The sequence below is a fragment of the Pseudomonas sp. GW821-FHT11G12 genome (genome assembly GCF_058808055.1).
Window position 1 is genome coordinate 260,116 of record NZ_JBXARH010000002.1, and the last position, 16,794, is coordinate 276,909.

At 57.5% G+C, this 16,794-nt stretch carries 20 protein-coding genes; 19 read left to right on the forward strand and 1 reads right to left on the reverse strand.

Annotated features, from left to right (window positions below; translation table 11 throughout):
- Positions 1 to 9 precede the first annotated feature (9 nt).
- On the reverse strand, positions 10 to 3,351 hold the full coding sequence (tssI, locus tag AC1RR7_RS08865; RefSeq protein WP_493157143.1) for a type VI secretion system tip protein TssI/VgrG: 3,342 nt from the start codon (positions 3,349 to 3,351) through the stop codon (positions 10 to 12).
- Positions 3,352 to 4,068: 717 nt separating this feature from the next.
- On the opposite strand from tssI, the gene tssA reads away from it, so the two are divergent.
- The 19 genes from tssA (at position 4,069) to tssG (ending at position 16,785) form a co-directional block, all read left to right on the forward strand.
- Entirely contained in the window at positions 4,069 to 5,631 is a 1,563-nt protein-coding gene (gene tssA / locus AC1RR7_RS08870; RefSeq protein ID WP_102620672.1) for a type VI secretion system protein TssA, read from the forward strand.
- A gap of 32 nt (positions 5,632 to 5,663) precedes the next feature.
- Positions 5,664 to 6,167, forward strand: coding sequence for a type VI secretion system contractile sheath small subunit (gene tssB, locus AC1RR7_RS08875; RefSeq protein WP_096817191.1), 504 nt, complete (start codon positions 5,664 to 5,666; stop codon positions 6,165 to 6,167).
- A 28-nt stretch (positions 6,168 to 6,195) separates the two neighbouring features.
- On the forward strand, positions 6,196 to 7,671 hold the full coding sequence (gene tssC, locus AC1RR7_RS08880) for a type VI secretion system contractile sheath large subunit (RefSeq protein WP_096817193.1): 1,476 nt from the start codon (positions 6,196 to 6,198) through the stop codon (positions 7,669 to 7,671).
- A 9-nt stretch (positions 7,672 to 7,680) separates the two neighbouring features.
- Positions 7,681 to 8,088 (forward strand): type VI secretion system baseplate subunit TssE, encoded by a 408-nt coding sequence (gene tssE / locus AC1RR7_RS08885; RefSeq protein WP_007954373.1) that lies wholly within the window; start codon positions 7,681 to 7,683, stop codon positions 8,086 to 8,088.
- Positions 8,089 to 8,099: 11 nt separating this feature from the next.
- On the forward strand, positions 8,100 to 8,498 hold the full coding sequence (locus AC1RR7_RS08890; protein WP_273535707.1) for a hypothetical protein: 399 nt from the start codon (positions 8,100 to 8,102) through the stop codon (positions 8,496 to 8,498).
- Positions 8,489 to 8,875, forward strand: a complete 387-nt coding sequence (locus AC1RR7_RS08895; protein WP_096817197.1) for a hypothetical protein — start codon at positions 8,489 to 8,491, stop codon at positions 8,873 to 8,875. The genes AC1RR7_RS08890 and AC1RR7_RS08895 overlap by 10 nt, the downstream gene beginning before the upstream one ends.
- A complete protein-coding gene (locus AC1RR7_RS08900; protein ID WP_273535711.1) occupies positions 8,872 to 9,303 on the forward strand; it encodes a hypothetical protein in 432 nt (143 codons plus the stop codon). The genes AC1RR7_RS08895 and AC1RR7_RS08900 overlap by 4 nt, the downstream gene beginning before the upstream one ends.
- 11 nt (positions 9,304 to 9,314) lie before the next feature.
- Positions 9,315 to 9,827 carry a PAAR domain-containing protein gene (locus tag AC1RR7_RS08905; RefSeq protein WP_273535712.1) on the forward strand — a complete coding sequence of 171 codons (513 nt, stop codon included), beginning with the start codon at positions 9,315 to 9,317 and terminating at the stop codon, positions 9,825 to 9,827.
- Complete coding sequence (locus tag AC1RR7_RS08910; RefSeq protein WP_102620674.1) at positions 9,824 to 10,630, forward strand: hypothetical protein; 807 nt, start codon at positions 9,824 to 9,826, stop codon at positions 10,628 to 10,630. Before AC1RR7_RS08905 ends, AC1RR7_RS08910 begins: the two co-directional genes overlap by 4 nt.
- A 4-nt stretch (positions 10,631 to 10,634) precedes the next feature.
- Positions 10,635 to 10,835 (forward strand): hypothetical protein, encoded by a 201-nt coding sequence (locus AC1RR7_RS08915; RefSeq protein ID WP_096817204.1) that lies wholly within the window; start codon positions 10,635 to 10,637, stop codon positions 10,833 to 10,835.
- A gap of 70 nt (positions 10,836 to 10,905) precedes the next feature.
- Positions 10,906 to 11,331 (forward strand): hypothetical protein, encoded by a 426-nt coding sequence (locus tag AC1RR7_RS08920; protein ID WP_102620675.1) that lies wholly within the window; start codon positions 10,906 to 10,908, stop codon positions 11,329 to 11,331.
- Positions 11,328 to 11,729 (forward strand): hypothetical protein, encoded by a 402-nt coding sequence (locus AC1RR7_RS08925; protein WP_493157147.1) that lies wholly within the window; start codon positions 11,328 to 11,330, stop codon positions 11,727 to 11,729. Before AC1RR7_RS08920 ends, AC1RR7_RS08925 begins: the two co-directional genes overlap by 4 nt.
- Complete coding sequence (locus AC1RR7_RS08930; protein WP_493157148.1) at positions 11,692 to 12,504, forward strand: hypothetical protein; 813 nt, start codon at positions 11,692 to 11,694, stop codon at positions 12,502 to 12,504. Before AC1RR7_RS08925 ends, AC1RR7_RS08930 begins: the two co-directional genes overlap by 38 nt.
- 61 nt (positions 12,505 to 12,565) lie before the next feature.
- Positions 12,566 to 12,952, forward strand: coding sequence for a hypothetical protein (locus AC1RR7_RS08935; RefSeq protein ID WP_096817207.1), 387 nt, complete (start codon positions 12,566 to 12,568; stop codon positions 12,950 to 12,952).
- Complete coding sequence (locus AC1RR7_RS08940) at positions 12,949 to 13,341, forward strand: hypothetical protein (RefSeq protein ID WP_493157150.1); 393 nt, start codon at positions 12,949 to 12,951, stop codon at positions 13,339 to 13,341. Before AC1RR7_RS08935 ends, AC1RR7_RS08940 begins: the two co-directional genes overlap by 4 nt.
- Complete coding sequence (locus AC1RR7_RS08945; protein ID WP_096817211.1) at positions 13,338 to 13,559, forward strand: hypothetical protein; 222 nt, start codon at positions 13,338 to 13,340, stop codon at positions 13,557 to 13,559. The genes AC1RR7_RS08940 and AC1RR7_RS08945 overlap by 4 nt, the downstream gene beginning before the upstream one ends.
- Complete coding sequence (locus AC1RR7_RS08950) at positions 13,556 to 13,999, forward strand: hypothetical protein (RefSeq protein ID WP_493157152.1); 444 nt, start codon at positions 13,556 to 13,558, stop codon at positions 13,997 to 13,999. Before AC1RR7_RS08945 ends, AC1RR7_RS08950 begins: the two co-directional genes overlap by 4 nt.
- A 27-nt stretch (positions 14,000 to 14,026) precedes the next feature.
- Positions 14,027 to 15,814 carry a type VI secretion system baseplate subunit TssF gene (tssF, locus tag AC1RR7_RS08955; RefSeq protein WP_096817214.1) on the forward strand — a complete coding sequence of 596 codons (1,788 nt, stop codon included), beginning with the start codon at positions 14,027 to 14,029 and terminating at the stop codon, positions 15,812 to 15,814.
- Complete coding sequence (gene tssG / locus AC1RR7_RS08960; RefSeq protein ID WP_192559319.1) at positions 15,778 to 16,785, forward strand: type VI secretion system baseplate subunit TssG; 1,008 nt, start codon at positions 15,778 to 15,780, stop codon at positions 16,783 to 16,785. The genes tssF and tssG overlap by 37 nt, the downstream gene beginning before the upstream one ends.
- Positions 16,786 to 16,794 lie beyond the last annotated feature (9 nt).

A 16,794-nucleotide genomic window follows, 5' to 3' on the forward strand; every position in this document is an offset into this window, starting at 1 on the left:
TACGAGTTCTCACGCATTGGGGTGCACCACACGAACAGACTGATCGGCGGGGCGGTTGATAAACAGGATGCTCAGCCCGGTTTCGTTGAGTCCCTTCGCAGCATTCCAGTTGGATGACAGATGAATGTAGCGTTGAGCGAGTAGCGCATGCTCGTTCAGGCTCAGATCGAGACTGCGGGATTCACCCAGCGCAAACGTCATCATTTTTCGAGCGATACCTATGAGCTCTTCCGGTAACGGGTAACTCTGAGATTCTTGGCTAATCGTTTCGAACTCGACCCCGTGCCGGCTCGCCAGCTCCCGCATGATTCGCAGGTATATCAGGGACAGGTCATTGCGCACGACTCGTTCGCTGTAAACCGCCGCATACACATTCTTTGATTTGCGCCGATCGCCCTTGACGTTGCTGACCGTTTCCACCGCCCAGGTTTTGACTTGAAGCGTCAGCCCATAGAGATGCAGTTGGTCCTGAAGCCTGCCGAGTTCTTGCTCGGCCAATCGATAAGCATTGGTCGACGACGAGGGGGTATCAAAATCCACGTCGCGACTGCAGCGCGGCTTGCTCAGCAGTACCCGTTCAACAAGATTCGGTAAGTACCCGCCGCCCAAGTCGGAGTGGACGCCCGGCAACACAATGTCGGCGCTTCCACCGCTGTTGAGCGAAAAGTTGTGGCGGCGTTCGTCCCGGGCAACCAGGTGCACAACTTTCTTTGCAATGTCCGGCGCCAGATACAGATTGACTCCGGGGTTGTTGGCGTCATGGACGCTGAAATCGCCGTCAGCCATGCTTCCTATGGCGGCAGCGGTGTCGAAGATGCCGATGAAGTTGATGCTGACATCGATGTTGGCCCGCCAGGAGAAGCTCTCAAGGAACAGTGACGAGCCCGCGGGAAGTAATTGCGCCAGCGGGCTTTGCTCGCCTTTCATTACTTCATTGGCGAAGTGTCTCGCAGCAGCGGCACCGCGGCTGAAGCCGAAGATGTCGAACTGAACGGATTCCACTTTCAAGGTCGGGTTTGCCAGCTCAAAAACGCGAATCCCGGCAATGATGCTCGCTGGGCTTTGCTTGACTCTCGCCAATACACCTTGTGCACCTGTGCCGGTCATTTGCGAAAACACCGAGTCGTCCTCATTGGCACTCGTACCTATGCCATCAAAGTAAATCGGTAGGTGCCAGATGGTTTCTTCTTCTGCCAGTCGCCGTCCTTGGTCATCGCGATACAACCTATACAACTTCGCCACATTGCTAGTGTCATTCCCATAACTGCTATCCGGCACATTGCCCTGTCCGTCATACCCATGCATCTGGCAGAACTGTTGAATGTCCTCGGCTTCCTCTTCAAGATTCACATCCCGCGCATAGCAACCTTTCACCTGCTCGCTGTTGAACAGATTGTTCCCCGTCCCATCGAAAAACACGCCGATCCGCAACGTAATCCCGGCAGGCTTTTCATCCTCCAACTCGACTTCTTCTTCCTCTTCTTCGAGTTCGCCGTTCTCCGGAGCTTGAGTAGAGGCAGCCGCCTGTCCAGCGGCCAGGGCCGCCGCCATTTCGGCCGCTGGAAGTTCAGCTGCTTTACCTGCGGATAACTTTCCCCCCGTCACAATCTCGGTACTGCTGTGGATCCCGCCTTCGTCGATCACGATGTGGTGACCGCCCGCTTTCAGCGTGATGCTGGCGCCCGCATCCAGCACCACATTGGCACCGGCCTTGATCTGCACTTGCTGTCCCGCCTCGACGGCAATGACCTTTCCGGCAGATGTCTGGCTGCTGCCCTGGATGCTTTCCCATCGATCACGCCCGACTTCCAGCCGACTGTCATGGAGAATCTGCCGCTCCATGTCGCGTTGGGCACGCAGATAAACCAGTTCCTGGCCGGCACGGTCTTCAAGCGTCAGTTCGTTGTAGCCGCCGGTGTCGGGTGAACTGCGACTGCGCAGCACGGTTCGGGTCTTGTGCTCGGGCAGTTTGTAAGGCGCAGGCGTGAGCTTGTTGATCACGCAGCCGGTGATCAGCGGATGGTCGGGGTCGCCCTCCAGAAAGGTCACCACCACTTCCATCCCAATGCGGGGAAGGGTGACGGCACCGAAGCCGTTTCCGGCCCAGCTCGACGACACGCGTACCCAGCAACTGCTGCGTTCGCTGTTCAACGCGGCCCGGTCCCAGGGGAATTCGATTTTCACGCGACCGAATTCATCGCAGTAGATCTCTTCACCTTTTGGCCCGGTCACCCGCGCGGTCTGGCTCACCAGCGGTGGCCGGTGCGCAGGCAGAGGCGGGCGGAAAACCACATCGGCAGGAATGGCGCGGAAGCTGTTGCGGTATCCCTGGGTGAAACCGTCGGTGGGCTTGAGTTGGTTGGTGGCCGATTCCTCCAGCACTTGAGGTTGTCGCCCGGTGTGGGTGACTTCAAGCAACTGCCAAAGGCCGTTGCATTGCTTGCGGGTGTGTTCGGTCAGCTCGAACAGGTAACCACAGCGCAGGGTCGGCTGGTTGCTCTGGCCCTCGGCCGTTTCATAGTCGGCGCGACGGCGCTCCAGGGCCTGACGGGCAAGTTGTTTGCCGCGTTTTTCGTTCTCCATCGCTAATGGGTAGCGATAGTCTTCAAGTCGCGGCGTGAACCCGGCGCTGAAGCGGCTTTCCAGCAAGAGATGCGGGCGTTTCAGATCGTAATCGCGGCGTGTGACATGACTGGTGCGTGTTCGGGCGTGCAGCGAAAACCGGCTGACCACCGGGTGCTCGGGCACCATCCCACAATCCTGCCGATAGGGAGTCGCACGCAGAGTTGGCAGGAACACCGTGTCATCGGTGAACAGCAGCAGATGCCCCTCGGCCGAGTGTTGGTGATGCCACGCAATACCTTCTTCGGCGCACAACCGCTGGATGAACTCGAAATCGGTTTCACCGTACTGGGTGCAATACGCACGTGGTGGCAAGGTCTGGACATGGAACCTGAACGCATCGGCAAGGATGCCGTGCCGTTTGAGCACTTGCGTGATGATCTGCGGGACAGTCTGGTTCTGGAAAATCCGTTGGTCGTGACTGAACTGCAAATAGTGAAGCTCTGGAACCAGTGTCAGGCCATAGTGCGACAGTCGCTTTTCCGACTCACCGGCCTGCACATTCTCGATGCGCCCATGAATACCTTCGCCGTCCAGCCCGAATCGCAGGAACGCCGGCTGCCCCAGCAAACTTTCCACGTCGAAGTCAGGGACCTCGCTGACGAGTTCAACCTTGATGGCATAAAGCGTGCTGACGGCCTCGGAGCCTTCGAGAGCCAGTACCTTGAAGTCGTTGCGAACGGCGGGGATCTGCAGCGTAAAGCGCGCAGAACTGACAGCTCCAGACATACGCTTGTCCTTAAGCAGAGAGGGAAATTTGGCGTGATGTCAAAACCCTCCCTGGTCTGCGCACGCGAACATTGCCCGGCACGCTAACAAGGCATGAAACAAATTTATGTAAGAAGAGTCCCTGGTTTAAGTCGGAGTATTCCGTGTTGTAAAACAACCTCAGGGTTGTGGGAAATGCCTGTGGGAAAGTGATTCAAGGCGATAAAGAACCCGCGCGATAATCCTGTCTGAGCAGGTATTCCAACAATATTCAACATATGAATTGCCATCAATTTGATGGCACTTTTATTGTCCGCAGTTGTCGCCATTCATTTGTTAATAGATGAGGGTGTATTTTCGGAAGCGTCCTACTTCAAATTTTTTCCGGTTTTGTCATGCTTTCATCCGTATTTATGGAACGGGCGTGCCATCACTGTTGCTGGCTTTCGCTGGGCGCTCTAGATCAATGCTTACGGGGTTTGAGGTCGAAAATGTGAAATATAAACCGATATCAGGGAAACCCCTGTCACATATAGGGCGATCTCCTACACACCCCAATGAACAGTTCGTCTTGTTGTTTAATCGGATGCTTGCTAGTGGCCATCATTGTGATTACGATGCGCGCACTTGAAAGAGCACACACTCAATTGGATGAGTCTTCTCACTGCTCTTCGATACTGTCCCCGCGCCGCAGCAACTCCAATAGGCGCACGACCGTAATCCAAATAAAGGCCATGGATGTCCTACTCAAGCAAACTTTCCGCCCATTACCTCGAACTCGCTAAAGTCTCTGTTTCCAAAGAGAATTTCGCGGGCGAAGACGTTCGTTTTTCGAGCGAATTCGAGGCCCTGGAAAGCGAGCTGGCCAAAGCCTCGTCGATGCACGAAAGCGGGCAGATCGACTGGCTGAAAATCCGCGAAAACAGCGAAAACCTGCTGCGTACCCAATCCAAGGATTTGCGCGTTGGGGCCTGGCTCGCCTGGTCGTTGTACCAGCGTGAATCCTTCCCCGGGCTGCTCGCCGGCCTCGGTTTGCTGCACCACTTGTCGGAAAATAATTGGGCCGAGGTCCATCCGCTCAAACCCCGCACCCGGGCCGCTGCCATCGGCTGGCTGGTGCCGCGTCTGGAGCAGGTGATCACCGAGAACATCGCGATCAAGGAACAGTTGCCGATGTTCCGGCAGTTGTCCGAGCATCTGTCCGGTCTCGATGCGGCCTGTACCGAACATCTGGGCGATGATGCGCCGCTGCTGCTGCCGCTCTCCCGCCGCCTGAAAACCATGATCCAGCGTGCCGCCGACAACCAGCCGGCCCCCGGTGTTGTGGGCGCGGCGGTGGCGCAGGTCAAACAGGCCGCCAGCCAGTTGCTGGCGCCCGGCGCGCCGATCGACAACGAGAAAGAAGCCCACAAGGCCCTGCGTGCCCAGCAGGAAAGCGCCCGTCCGTTGTGCGCCTGGTGGCTCAAGCAGAAGGCTACCGACCTGCGCGCCCTGCGCCTCAACCGCACCTTGCTGTGGATGACGATCGACGCGGTGCCCGAGCGCAACGCCGAGCAGATCACCATGCTGCGCGGGTTGCCGGTCGACAAGCTCAAGCAGTATCAGGACCGTTTCGACCAGGGCAAATATGCCGACCTGCTGGTGGAACTGGAGGCGAGCCTGGCGAAGGCGCCGTTCTGGTTCGATGGCCAACGAATGGTCTGGGAATGCCTCCAGAACCTCAACGCCGAGCTCGCCATGCGCGAAGTGGAAATCCACTTCGCGCTTTTGGTTCAGCGCCTGCCCGGCATCATCGAGCTGCGATTCCATGACGGCGCACCGTTCGCCGATCCGTCCACCCGGGCGTGGATCGCCGGCAACGTCATGCCGCACCTGCAAAGCGCCAGCGCGCCGCGCAAGGTCGAGTCCGATGACGTCCAGACTCAGCCGGCCTGGGAAAAGGCGCTGGAAGAAGTCCAGCCGATCCTGCGCAAGGAAGGCCTCAAGCCTGCCGTGCAGATCCTCAAGCAGGGTCTGCAATCGGCTCACGGCGGCCGCGAGCGCTTCTTCTGGCAGTTCGCCCTCGCGCGGCTGTGCTTCCTGGCCAAGAAATACGAACTCGCCAAGAACCAGCTCGAAACCCTCGATCAGACATTACAGGACTCAGGCCTGCACGCCTGGGAGCCCGATCTTGCATTGGAAGTGCTGCACCTGCTGCACAGTTGCTGCGAGTTGTTACCGCAGAACCATGCCGTACGTGAACGCAAGGAAGAGATTTATCGCAGGCTGTGCCACCTCGATCTCGAAGTGGTACTCGAATAGGCCCCAGGGCCACAACCGCAAGGAGAAAAGCCATGGCCAAAGAAGGCTCGGTAGCCCCCAAGGAACGCATCAACGTCACCTTCAAACCCGCCACCGGCGGTGCTCAGGAAGAGATTGAACTGCCGCTGAAGCTGCTGGCAATCGGTGACTACACCCACCGCAAGGACGATCGCAAGATCGAGGATCGCAAGCCGATCAGCATCGACAAGATGACCTTCGACGAAGTGCTGGCCAAGCAAGAGCTGCAGCTGACACTGAGCGTACCGAACCGTCTGCAGGAAGATGGCGAAGCTGACGAACTGGCCGTGCAACTGCGCGTCAATTCGATGAAGGACTTCAACCCGGCCAGCCTGGTCGAGCAAGTGCCTGAGCTGAAAAAGCTGATGGAACTGCGCGACGCGCTGGTGGCCCTCAAAGGCCCGCTGGGTAACGCACCTGCGTTCCGTAAAGCCATCGAAGGCGTGCTCGCCGACGATGAATCCCGCGGTCGCGTACTCGGTGAGCTGGGCCTGAACGCCGCAGCCCCGGACGCCTGAGACTCCAGCAGCCAAGGAAGCCAACACAATGAGCACTAGCGCAGCACAACAGAACGCCGCTGAAAACGGCGAATACAGCATCCTCGACAGCATCATCGCCGAAACCCGCCTGACGCCGGACGACGAAGCCTACGACATCGCCAAGCGCGGTGTGTCGGCGTTCATCGAAGAGCTGCTCAAGCCGCAGAACAACGGTGAGCCGGTCAAGAAAGCCATGGTTGACCGCATGATCGCCGAGATCGATGCCAAGCTCAGCCGTCAGATGGACGAAATCCTGCACCACCCGGACTTCCAGTCGCTGGAATCGTCGTGGCGTGGCCTGCAACTGCTGGTCGACCGCACCAACTTCCGCGAAAACATCAAGATCGAAATCCTCAACGTCTCCAAGGACGACCTGCTGGACGACTTCGAAGATTCGCCGGAAGTGATGCAGTCGGGCCTGTACAAGCACATCTACACCGCTGAATACGGCCAGTTCGGTGGTCAGCCGGTTGGCGCGATCATCGCCAACTACTACCTGTCCCCAAGCTCGCCGGACGTGAAACTGATGCAGTACGTGGCCAGCGTATCCTGCATGTCCCACGCGCCGTTCATCGCCGCTGCCGGCCCGAAATTCTTCGGCCTGGAAAGCTTCACCGGTCTGCCGGACCTGAAAGATCTGAAAGATCACTTCGAAGGCCCGCAATTCACCAAATGGCAGAGCTTCCGTACCTCGGAAGACTCCCGCTACGTTGGCCTGACCGTTCCGCGTTTCCTGCTGCGTAACCCGTACGACCCGGAAGAAAACCCGGTCAAATCGTTCGTGTACAAGGAAAACGTTGCCAACAGCCACGAGCACTACCTGTGGGGCAACACCGCTTACGCGTTCGGCACCAAGCTGACTGACAGCTTCGCCAAGTTCCGCTGGTGCCCGAACATCATCGGCCCACAGAGCGGCGGCGCCGTTGAAGACCTGCCTCTGCACCACTTCGAAAGCATGGGCGAAATCGAGACCAAGATTCCTACCGAAGTTCTGGTTTCCGACCGTCGTGAATACGAACTGGCCGAGGAAGGCTTCATCTCCCTGACCATGCGTAAAGGCTCCGACAACGCGGCGTTCTTCTCCGCAAGCTCGGTGCAGAAGCCGAAGTTCTTCGGCATCAGCGCAGAAGGCAAGGCTGCAGAGCTGAACTACAAGCTCGGCACCCAACTGCCGTACATGATGATCGTCAACCGCCTGGCTCACTACCTGAAAGTGCTGCAGCGCGAGCAACTCGGTTCGTGGAAAGAGCGTACCGACCTCGAGCTGGAACTGAACAAGTGGATCCGCCAGTACGTGGCCGACCAGGAAAACCCGAGCGCCGAAGTGCGTGGCCGTCGTCCGCTGCGCGCTGCGCAAGTGATCGTCAGCGACGTTGAAGGCGAGCCGGGCTGGTACCGCGTCAGCCTGAACGTGCGCCCGCACTTCAAGTACATGGGTGCCGATTTCACCCTGTCGCTGGTTGGCAAGCTGGACAAAGAGTAAGAGCGACTCATGGACGGATACGGCAGCCTTTTCGAACGCCTCAACGGCGACGCGGAACTACGCAAGGGCAGGAGCCTCGAGGCTTCTGCCATGGCGTCGGTGGCTGCCCATCTGGCCAAAATGCTCAGCACCCGGGCCGGCAGCGTGCAAACGCTGTCCGACTACGGGTTGCCCGATCTCAATGACATGCGCCTGAGCCTGCACGACTCCCTGAGTCAGGCCCGCCTGGCCATCGAAAGCTTCATCGAAGCCTACGAACCGCGCCTGAGCAACGTGCGTGTCATTTCCCTGCCGCGTGACCACGATCAGCTTCGCCTGGCCTTCAGCATCGAAGGCCTGCTGGAAGTCGAGGGTTTCAAGCGTCAGGTCAGTTTCGCCGCGCGCCTGGATGGCAGCGGTCAAGTGAAGGTCAACTAAGGAGAACCCCGATGTCTGGCAAACCCGCTGCACGTTCCACCAGAAAATCCGGGTTCTTTCTCCTGATGGCGGTTCCCTTGTTTCTGGTGATGTTCATCGTATTGAAAGTGCTCAGTTCGCTGACTGCAAAGCCATTGAAAATCTATGAAAGTGAATCCGGTAAATGCCATATCTCCCGATATGCACCTGATTACGCGTTCCTGGGCGTGATGGGCGGTATTTTCGAACTGTTCAGCAGTCAGTTTTTCTACCGTGTTTACGCAACAGACGGTCGGCTCTTGAAAACGTCGGAGTGGTATCTGTGGATGAGGGAAGGCGACCCAGGCGCTGCCCCGGAGTTTCAAGGCGAGATGATTTTATATCCGGGCTCTGAGGGCTGGGAAAGTTGGGTAATTCCAGAATGCCGGTGAGAAAAGTCATCGTGGGATTGCCTGTCTACCTGCTGGTCGGTGCGCTGTATTTTTTCGTCCATGATTTTGGTGTTGTTTTTTATAAAGCGCATATGGGCGGTTTTACTGATCGAGGTGTCGGGACTGGCATCACTGCTGAGCTGACGTTTTATTTTTTTATTGTGGTCAATGCTGCAGTTTTTTTTATGCCCTGGCATTCGATAAAGCTTGGTTTGATCGCGGTGATGGTGGGCGTGATCATGCTTTATTTCCTGCCTGACAACCCGGTGAGAGCGATGGCTTATAGCGCCCTGACAAGTGTCATGAGCCTGTTGGCGTTGAGCGTTCGCTGGATGGTCGAACAGCAGATTTCGCGACGTTGGCAGGAAGCGCCGTGAGTTCCTCCTCGTGGGTGAAGTGGGGGCGTAGCGCGTTGCTGCTGCTTGCCCTGGCTTTCGTTGCCTTGGTTGCAGCTGCCTGTTACGTGAAAACGGCGGCGTCTCGGCTTGCACACGTGTACTCCACGGACTGGAACGACGCCGGTACTTGCTACATCCAGTCCTATATTCCGCAGTATTCGGCCGTCGGCATACCGGGAATGATCTTCAAGCTGTTTGCCAGCGAAGCCTTTTTCCGGGTCTACGCAAAAGACGGCACGCTGCTGAAATCGTCCGAATGGTTGCTCTGGCAGAACGAGTTCACCACCGATGAACGCTCGCAGTGGGTGTACGGTCATGCGATCTACCCGACAGCGACGGGTTACGAAGGCTGGAATATTCCAGCGTGTAGTCAAGAAATGAACAGTCATCAAGCCAAGGTCAACTAAGGAGAACACCGATGTCTGGCAAACCTGCAGCACGCGTATCCGACCCCACCGCTTGCCCGCTTCCCGGCCACGGCACCAACCCGATCGCCGCCGGTTCCGGCGACGTGTTCTTCGACGGCCTCGCGGCCGCCCGCGAAGGCGATGCCTCCGCGTGTGGTGGTGCGCTGGTCGGCGGTTTGGCCACAACTGTAAAAATCAACGGCAAGTCAGCTGCTACCGTCGATTCCGAAGGTACGCATGGGAACAAGGTTACGGCGGGTTCCGGCACGGTGATTATTGGTAACTCGCATTCGCCGGTGCCGTTTGTGCCGCCGTTGCCGCTGATGCTGTTCTCTCACACACAACACGTAGTGATGAAAGATCAGGACGGTAATCCATTGCAAGGTATCCCTTACTGCATCCGAAACGCCAAAGGAGAAGTCATTACGGGTAGAACCGATGCAATGGGTAGAAGCCAACAGGTCGGTGGTAAAGAAGGTGAAAGTTTTGATTTTCACCCGGCAGTCAAGGAGCTCGAAAAGTGAGTGCTGAAGTACTTTCGATGTTGACCATGAGGTCGGTGGCGCTCACTCCGAAAGCCGAACAGGCAGGTAAGGAAGTTGTTCTCAAGGTTTTTTGGGCAACCACTGAGCATTGGGATGAAACATACATCGCCAACTACCATAAAGAAGTACCTGCAATCGTTGAGCGGCTAATGAGTTCCCAATATAAGAACTCGGCCGGAGAGACGAGAAATAATGAATTCACCTGTGAGGATTTTGCGATCAGGGTGTTGTCGGAGTTTGCGCAGAAGTACGGACTTCCCGTTAAATTGACAACGGGTGTTAGAACATACCGGAATATGGAGAATTACAATCCAGGTCAGCATTCCGATTACACCTCCGATCAGTATGGTTTCGCTGAGATGGTGATGAAGAGCTATGGCGCTCGCGACATGCAGAAAGTCGATGTCAACACCGTTGTAGTCGCGTCTCCGACAGAGCTGATGTCAGGCGATATTCTGGCTCAGGCAAAAGACAAAGATAAGGGCATCGCTCACCACATTCAGCTAGCCCTTGAAGTAGCTGATGACAGGATTGATATCCGTCAGGGCAACGCCGCTTTGCCCATCGTTCGACCATTCACCTGGATTGTGACCGCCCTCGGGATGAATATGGCTGATCCTCAGAGCATCCTGTATGCAGGTGTTCCCGTTCAAAAAGGGTACTTTGAAAAGACTGGGGAATCCTGGACCTACCATAATCCAGGTACGGGAGTCGTGAAGGAAAATTATCTTTCCATCTTTGAACTTTATCGTTGGAATTTTCTCGAGTTCAATAAGGAGTAAAGAGATGGAAAGGTATTTCCTTGATTTAATCGATGATAATTATTTTGGCGATCTCGCCCTTGTTTGTTTTGTTGTTGGTTTACTGGGGCTGTTTCCGAAGTTTCGCAACAACAGGATTCATCAAGTGCTGAATTTTCTGTGTGTGATGGCTATTCCGCTGATGTTTGCCATCGGGGTTTATTACATGATGAGTTCAGGGGTGTGACCTTGGCGTCGGTGGCGGGTCGTTCGGCGGGGAGACTGTCGCTGTTTTTTTCTGGGAACATGAAACCGGAATGAACACCTACGTCCGCGTTGCCATGTGCCTGGCTTTCCACGTCGCAGGATGCGTTGCGTACACGTTCCTGAACGACGCTGTGGTCGATGCCTATAAAGCCTTCAATGGCGGCTTTACCACGCGTGGCGTGGGCATCGGTATCGCGCATTACACGTTCATTTATATTTTTTTCGGGGTGAATGCACTGGCCGCCGTTCTCCCCAGCCTGTGGGGCAAACTCGCTTTGCTCGCGCTGATGGTTGCCTGGATTTTGTTCATGATGGTGCCCCACAACCCCTTGCGTGCGCTGTTCTACACCGTGGCCCAAGGTGGCGTCACGTTGCTGGCGATTCTGCTCACGCAGGTCATTGAGCTGCGTTGGGAAAACCGCCTGCTGACGGGGCGGACGTTGCCTGCCCGTCCTTCGCAGGAGGTGGTCGCATGACCCGCTCAGGCCGCCTCGCACTGATGTGGCTGCAGCGCCTCCTCATGGTGATGGGCGCGCTCGCCTGCGTGGCGCTCGGGGTGATTGTCAGCTACATGGATTTCTCCAAAGCGCAGCCGCGTGTGCTAAGCGAACACCCGAACGCGCGTTGGCGCGGGGGTGCCGACGGTGGCCAGTTCGTAGAAATCAGCCGATCGGAACCTCCCTATTATTTCGTGCAGATCCGCAATGAAAACGGCTCGTTGTGGGATCAGGGGTGGCTGAAATATGGAGACCAGAACAGCCAGCCACTGACTGCCGACAGCGTGATGTTCTTCGCCGGTGAAGGCGTTATTTACCTTCAGCAAACGCAGATTCTGAGTGCTGATAAAGCCATGGCCGGGGTTGCGTATGAATAGCCGTCGAGTCATCGGTCTGGCCGTGCATGTGCTGGCCTGCGTGATTTATATCGTCCTGAATGGCTATGCCGTGCCCGCCTACAAACAGCTGGTCGGTGGGCTGACCTCGCGTGGCGTTGCCATTGGCATGGCGATGTACCTGATTTTCTACTTTTTCGTTTCTCTGAATCTGATTCTGGTCTTCATTCAGCGCCAGGCCATTGCGTTTGGCCTGGTGATTTTCATGATGCTGACGATCCTGTTTTACCTGCTGCCGCAGTATCCCATCCGGGGTTTGGCGTACTGCGCACTTACGGGTGGCTTGACGGTTGGCGCGATCCTGCTGACCAGCGCCATAAATTCGGTGTACACCCGCTGGCGCCGGCAGACTGGGGCGCAACCGCTGACGATTCATCCGCGTCGAGCGACATCGCGAATGCTGTTGGTGGCCGCGCTGGTCGGTGTGTGCATTTGTACTGTTTTGCTTGGGTTGAAGATTTTCGGTGGTGTAACGGCAGAGCCCATCACCCGGCACTCGAACGATTCGGGCGAGTGCTATCTCGTAACCTACGCGCCTGGCTATCACAAGCTGGGATTGATCGGGAGTGTGTTCGAGTTGTTCGCCAGTGAGTACTTTTTCCGCGTGTACACCGCTGACGGCACGCTGCTGGAATCGTCCGAATGGAATTTTCGGGTGACTGAAGTTTTTGTTGAGCCTCCGGATTTCAGAGGAGCGACGGTGCTGTATCCAGGTACGCAGGGTTATGAAGACTGGTGGGTGCCGGAATGCGCCTGATCGCCAAAAACAACCAGTGCACAGGCTTCGACAAGCGCGATGTGCGTACATGGTGCACGCCATGATGCCTTGGCCGCGCGTATGGAAATGGCTCAACCACCTGCTGAGCCTGATCGGAGCATTGGCAATCATCGCGGTCGTGATGGTCGTGAGCAAATTGAGCTGGAGTCACTCGAAAAAACCGGTATTGCCCGGTCATCCCGACGCGGTTTGGCGTGGTGCCGAGGATGGTGGCGACTTCATCGAAATTACCCGGTCGAGTCCACCGGACTACTTCATTGAGGTGCGCTCAGAGGGCGGCAGTCTCGTCAAGGAAGGCTGGGTGCGCTTCGCCACTCACGATGGCAAACCGTTGACGATGAATCGGGTCAGCGCTTTCGACGGTGAATACCTCTTCGTTGATTCGTACGTGCCGGTCACGACGAGCAAGGGAGGGCGTGTTCAGTGAAATTCAGCGCCTGCATGACATCGCTGTCGGCGGTTGGCCTGTTGTTCGGGGGCTGCACGACGCAGCTGGTTTATATAAACGACATTTACCTCGTCAACACCTGTGGCGTACCGCTTGAAGTGCAACCGCAGCATTCGACCAACTGGTTGCCGCCGATCACGCCGCGTCTGATTGCACCGGGCGAGCGAGTCAGTGTTGCCAGCTACAAGTCCTACGGTGAAGACGTCGACGAGCAAATCAGCGGTCGCTATTCGCTCTCTGTGAAAGGGCCGGAGCGTGAGCGCCTCGTCAGCGCAGATGAAATGCGCCACGCCTTGCTCGGTGCCAAACGCGAGCGCGATGGACTGCAACGCAGCTGGATTCTCAAGGATGGAGTGTTTTGCCCATGATCGCGGTATCCGACGAGATGCGCATGTATCTGATGTTCATCGCCGACAGCAATCTGTTCGGCGGCATCGCGATCCTGAGTTTTATGTTGATCGTCACGGCGATCAGCAAACGTCTGCGCCAGTCATGGTTGCATCGAGCACTGACGTTCATGGTTCTGGTTTCGCTGGTCACAATCGAAATCGCCGGCGGTTACTACTCATCGGTGCCTCCCGCATGAATACATCGCTGACGCTGCTTAGCCGCGCACAACTGAATTTCTTCATGGCTGCCTTGTGGTCGCCATTGCTGCTCATGCTGGCGTTTTCATCCTATGGCCTGTGGATTGGCGAATATTCGACATTCGATTCGTCCGAGACCCACTGGGTGTATCTGTTGTGGTTCGGTATGCCCGGGCTGCTGTTGTTTGCGCTGTGGGTATCGCGGGCCGCGAAGAGCCGCAATGAGCAGCAGGCGCTGCGGATGGTCTGGCTGGCGCCGTTGAAGTTCATCCCTTTCTACGCGGTGCCTTGGATGCTTTATGGCTTGTGCAGTCTGGTCGCCGGGCCGTTCAACGATGCTTTCATGGCCTACGGCTGGATTCTGCTCGTGCCGTATCTCCTGATCGCCGGTTACTGCTGTGCCGGCGTGACGGTCGCGCTCTACAGGATATTTTTTTGATGAGTTCCACTACCAGGCAGGTAACCCGTGTCCTTTAACCACTACTACCAAAGCGAACTCACCGCACTGCGCCAACTGGGCCGCCGTTTCGCCGAGCGTAGTCCGGCGTTGGCGCCGTTCCTGGGGCAGGCCGGGCGGGATCCGGACGTGGAGCGGTTGCTGGAAGGCTTTGCGTTTCTGACCGGGCGGCTGCGCCAGAAGCTCGATGACGAGTTGCCGGAGCTCAGCCATTCGCTGATGCAGTTGCTGTGGCCGAACTACATGCGCCCGCTGCCGGCGTTCAGCATTCTGCAGTTCGATCCGCTCAAGCGCTCGGGGCCGGCGCTGAAGGTCGAGCGGGATACACCGATTGAAAGCGTGCCGATCGAAGACGTGCGTTGCCGCTTCCGCACCTGCTACCCGACCGAAGTCATGGCGCTGGATCTGGCCGCGCTGAACTACTCGGTGAAGGGCGACGGTTCGCTGCTCAGCCTGCGCCTGGAAATGAGTGCCGACGGCCACCTCGGCGAGCTGGAGCTGAGCAAGCTGCGTCTGCACTTTGCCGGTGAGCGCTACATCAGCCAGATGCTCTACCTGAGCCTGCTGCGCAACCTCGACGGCATCGAACTGATCCCGCTCGACGGCGCCGGCAAGCCTATCGACGGTGTGAGCGGCAAACCGATGGCGTTCAAGATTCCGGGCGACCGCGTCAAGCCAGTGGGTTTTGCCGAAGAAGAAGCGTTGATCCCGTATCCGCTGAACACCTTCCGGGGCTATCGCTACCTGCAGGAATACTTCGCCTTCCAGGACAAGTTCCTGTTCGTCGATGTCCACGGTCTGGACATTCTCAAGGCGCTGCCGGAAGACACCCTCAAGCAGATGCGTGGCCTGGAATTGCGCTTCGATATCCGCAAGAGCGGCATCATGCGCATGCGTCCGACCCTGGATAACGTGAAGCTGTTCTGCACACCGATCGTCAACCTGTTCAAGCACGACGCGCTGCCGATCCGCCTCGACGGCAAACAGGATGAATACCTGCTGCTGCCGGCGGAATTCGATCTGGAAAACTGCGGCGTGTTTTCGGTGGAAACCGTGACCGGCTGGAAGCCCGGCGGCCTCGGTTATCAGGAATACGTGCCGTTCGAATCCTTCGAGCACGACCCGAGTTTCGACGTGCCCAACAGCCGTCCGCATTACAGCATCCGCCAGCGTTCGTCGCTGTTGCACGACGGCCTCGACACCTACCTGAGCTTCGGCATCCGCCACACCGAAGCCCACGAAACCCTGTCGATCGAGCTGGTCTGCACCAACCAGAACCTGCCGCGCAAACTCAAGCTCGGGCAGATCTGCATGGCCTGCGAAGAGACCCCGGAGTTCCTGAGTTTCCGCAACATCACCCCGGCCACGTCCAGTTTTGCGCCGCCGCTGAACCGTGACTTCCTGTGGAAGCTGATCAGCAACATGTCGCTTAACTATCTGTCGCTGGCCGACGTCAATGCACTGAAGGTGATTCTCGAAACCTACGACCTGCCGCGCTACTACGACCAGCATGCGGAGAAGGTCAGCAAGCGCCTGCTCGGCGGTCTGAAACTGATCAAGCATCACCACGTGGACCGGCTGCACCGTGGTCTGCCGGTGCGCGGTTTGCGCACCGAACTGACCATCGACCCGGAAGGGTATATCGGTGAAGGCGACCTGTTCGTCTTCGCCTCGGTTCTCAACGAGTTTTTCGCGCTTTACGCCAGTCTCAATTCGTTCCACGAGCTGCGGGTAAAAAGCACACAGGGAGAGGTGTACCAATGGACACCACGTATGGGTCTGCAGCCCCTGCTTTAAGCGGGCTGACCCGGGTAATACGCGAGTACTCGCTGTTTCAGGCCGTGCTGCTGGTGATCGACCGGCTGCGCGACGCACACCCGTACCTGAGCGAAGAAGACCTGTACGACCAGCTGGAATTCCAGGCCAACCCGAGCCTGGGATTTCCCGGCAGCGACGTCGATCGCGTGGAGTTTTTCGAAGAACACGGGCAGATGCGCGCGCGCCTGCGTTTCAACCTGATCGGCCTGGTCGGTTCCGGTTCGCCGCTGCCGGCGTTCTACGGCGAACAAGCCCTGGGCGACAGTGAAGACGGCAACCCGACGCGCAATTTCCTCGACCTGTTCCACCATCGCCTGCAACGCCTGCTGCTGCCGATCTGGCGCAAGTATCGCTATCGCGCGAGCTTCCAGAGCGGTGCGGTTGACCCGTTCTCGTCGCAGCTGTTCGCCCTGATCGGCCTCGGCGGCGACGAGATCCGCCGGGCCAAGGAACTGAACTGGAAACGCCTGCTGCCGTACCTCGGCCTGCTCAGCCTGCGGGCGCACTCGGCGGCGCTGATCGAAGCGGTGCTGCGTTACTACTTCAAGCACGAAGACCTGGTCATCGAGCAGTGCATCGAGCGCCGCGTGGAAATCCTCGAAGAGCAACGCAACCGCCTCGGCTTCGCCAACAGCGTGCTGGGTGAAGACCTGGTGCTGGGCGAACACGTGCGCGACCGCAGCGGCAAGTTCCGCATTCACATCACCGAACTCGACTGGGAACGCTTCCACGAATTCCTGCCCATCGGTTTCGGTTACCAGCCGCTCTGCGCGCTGGTGCGGTTCACCTTGCGTGACCCGCTCGATTACGACATTCGCCTGGTGCTGCGCCCGGAAGAAATCCGCGAACTGCGCATTGGCGAGAAGAACGACTGTCGCCTGGGGTGGACCAGTTGGCTGGGCTGCGAGAAAGCAGACGGCGTGGTGACACTCGGCAGCAAAATTCATTAAGGACGTGAG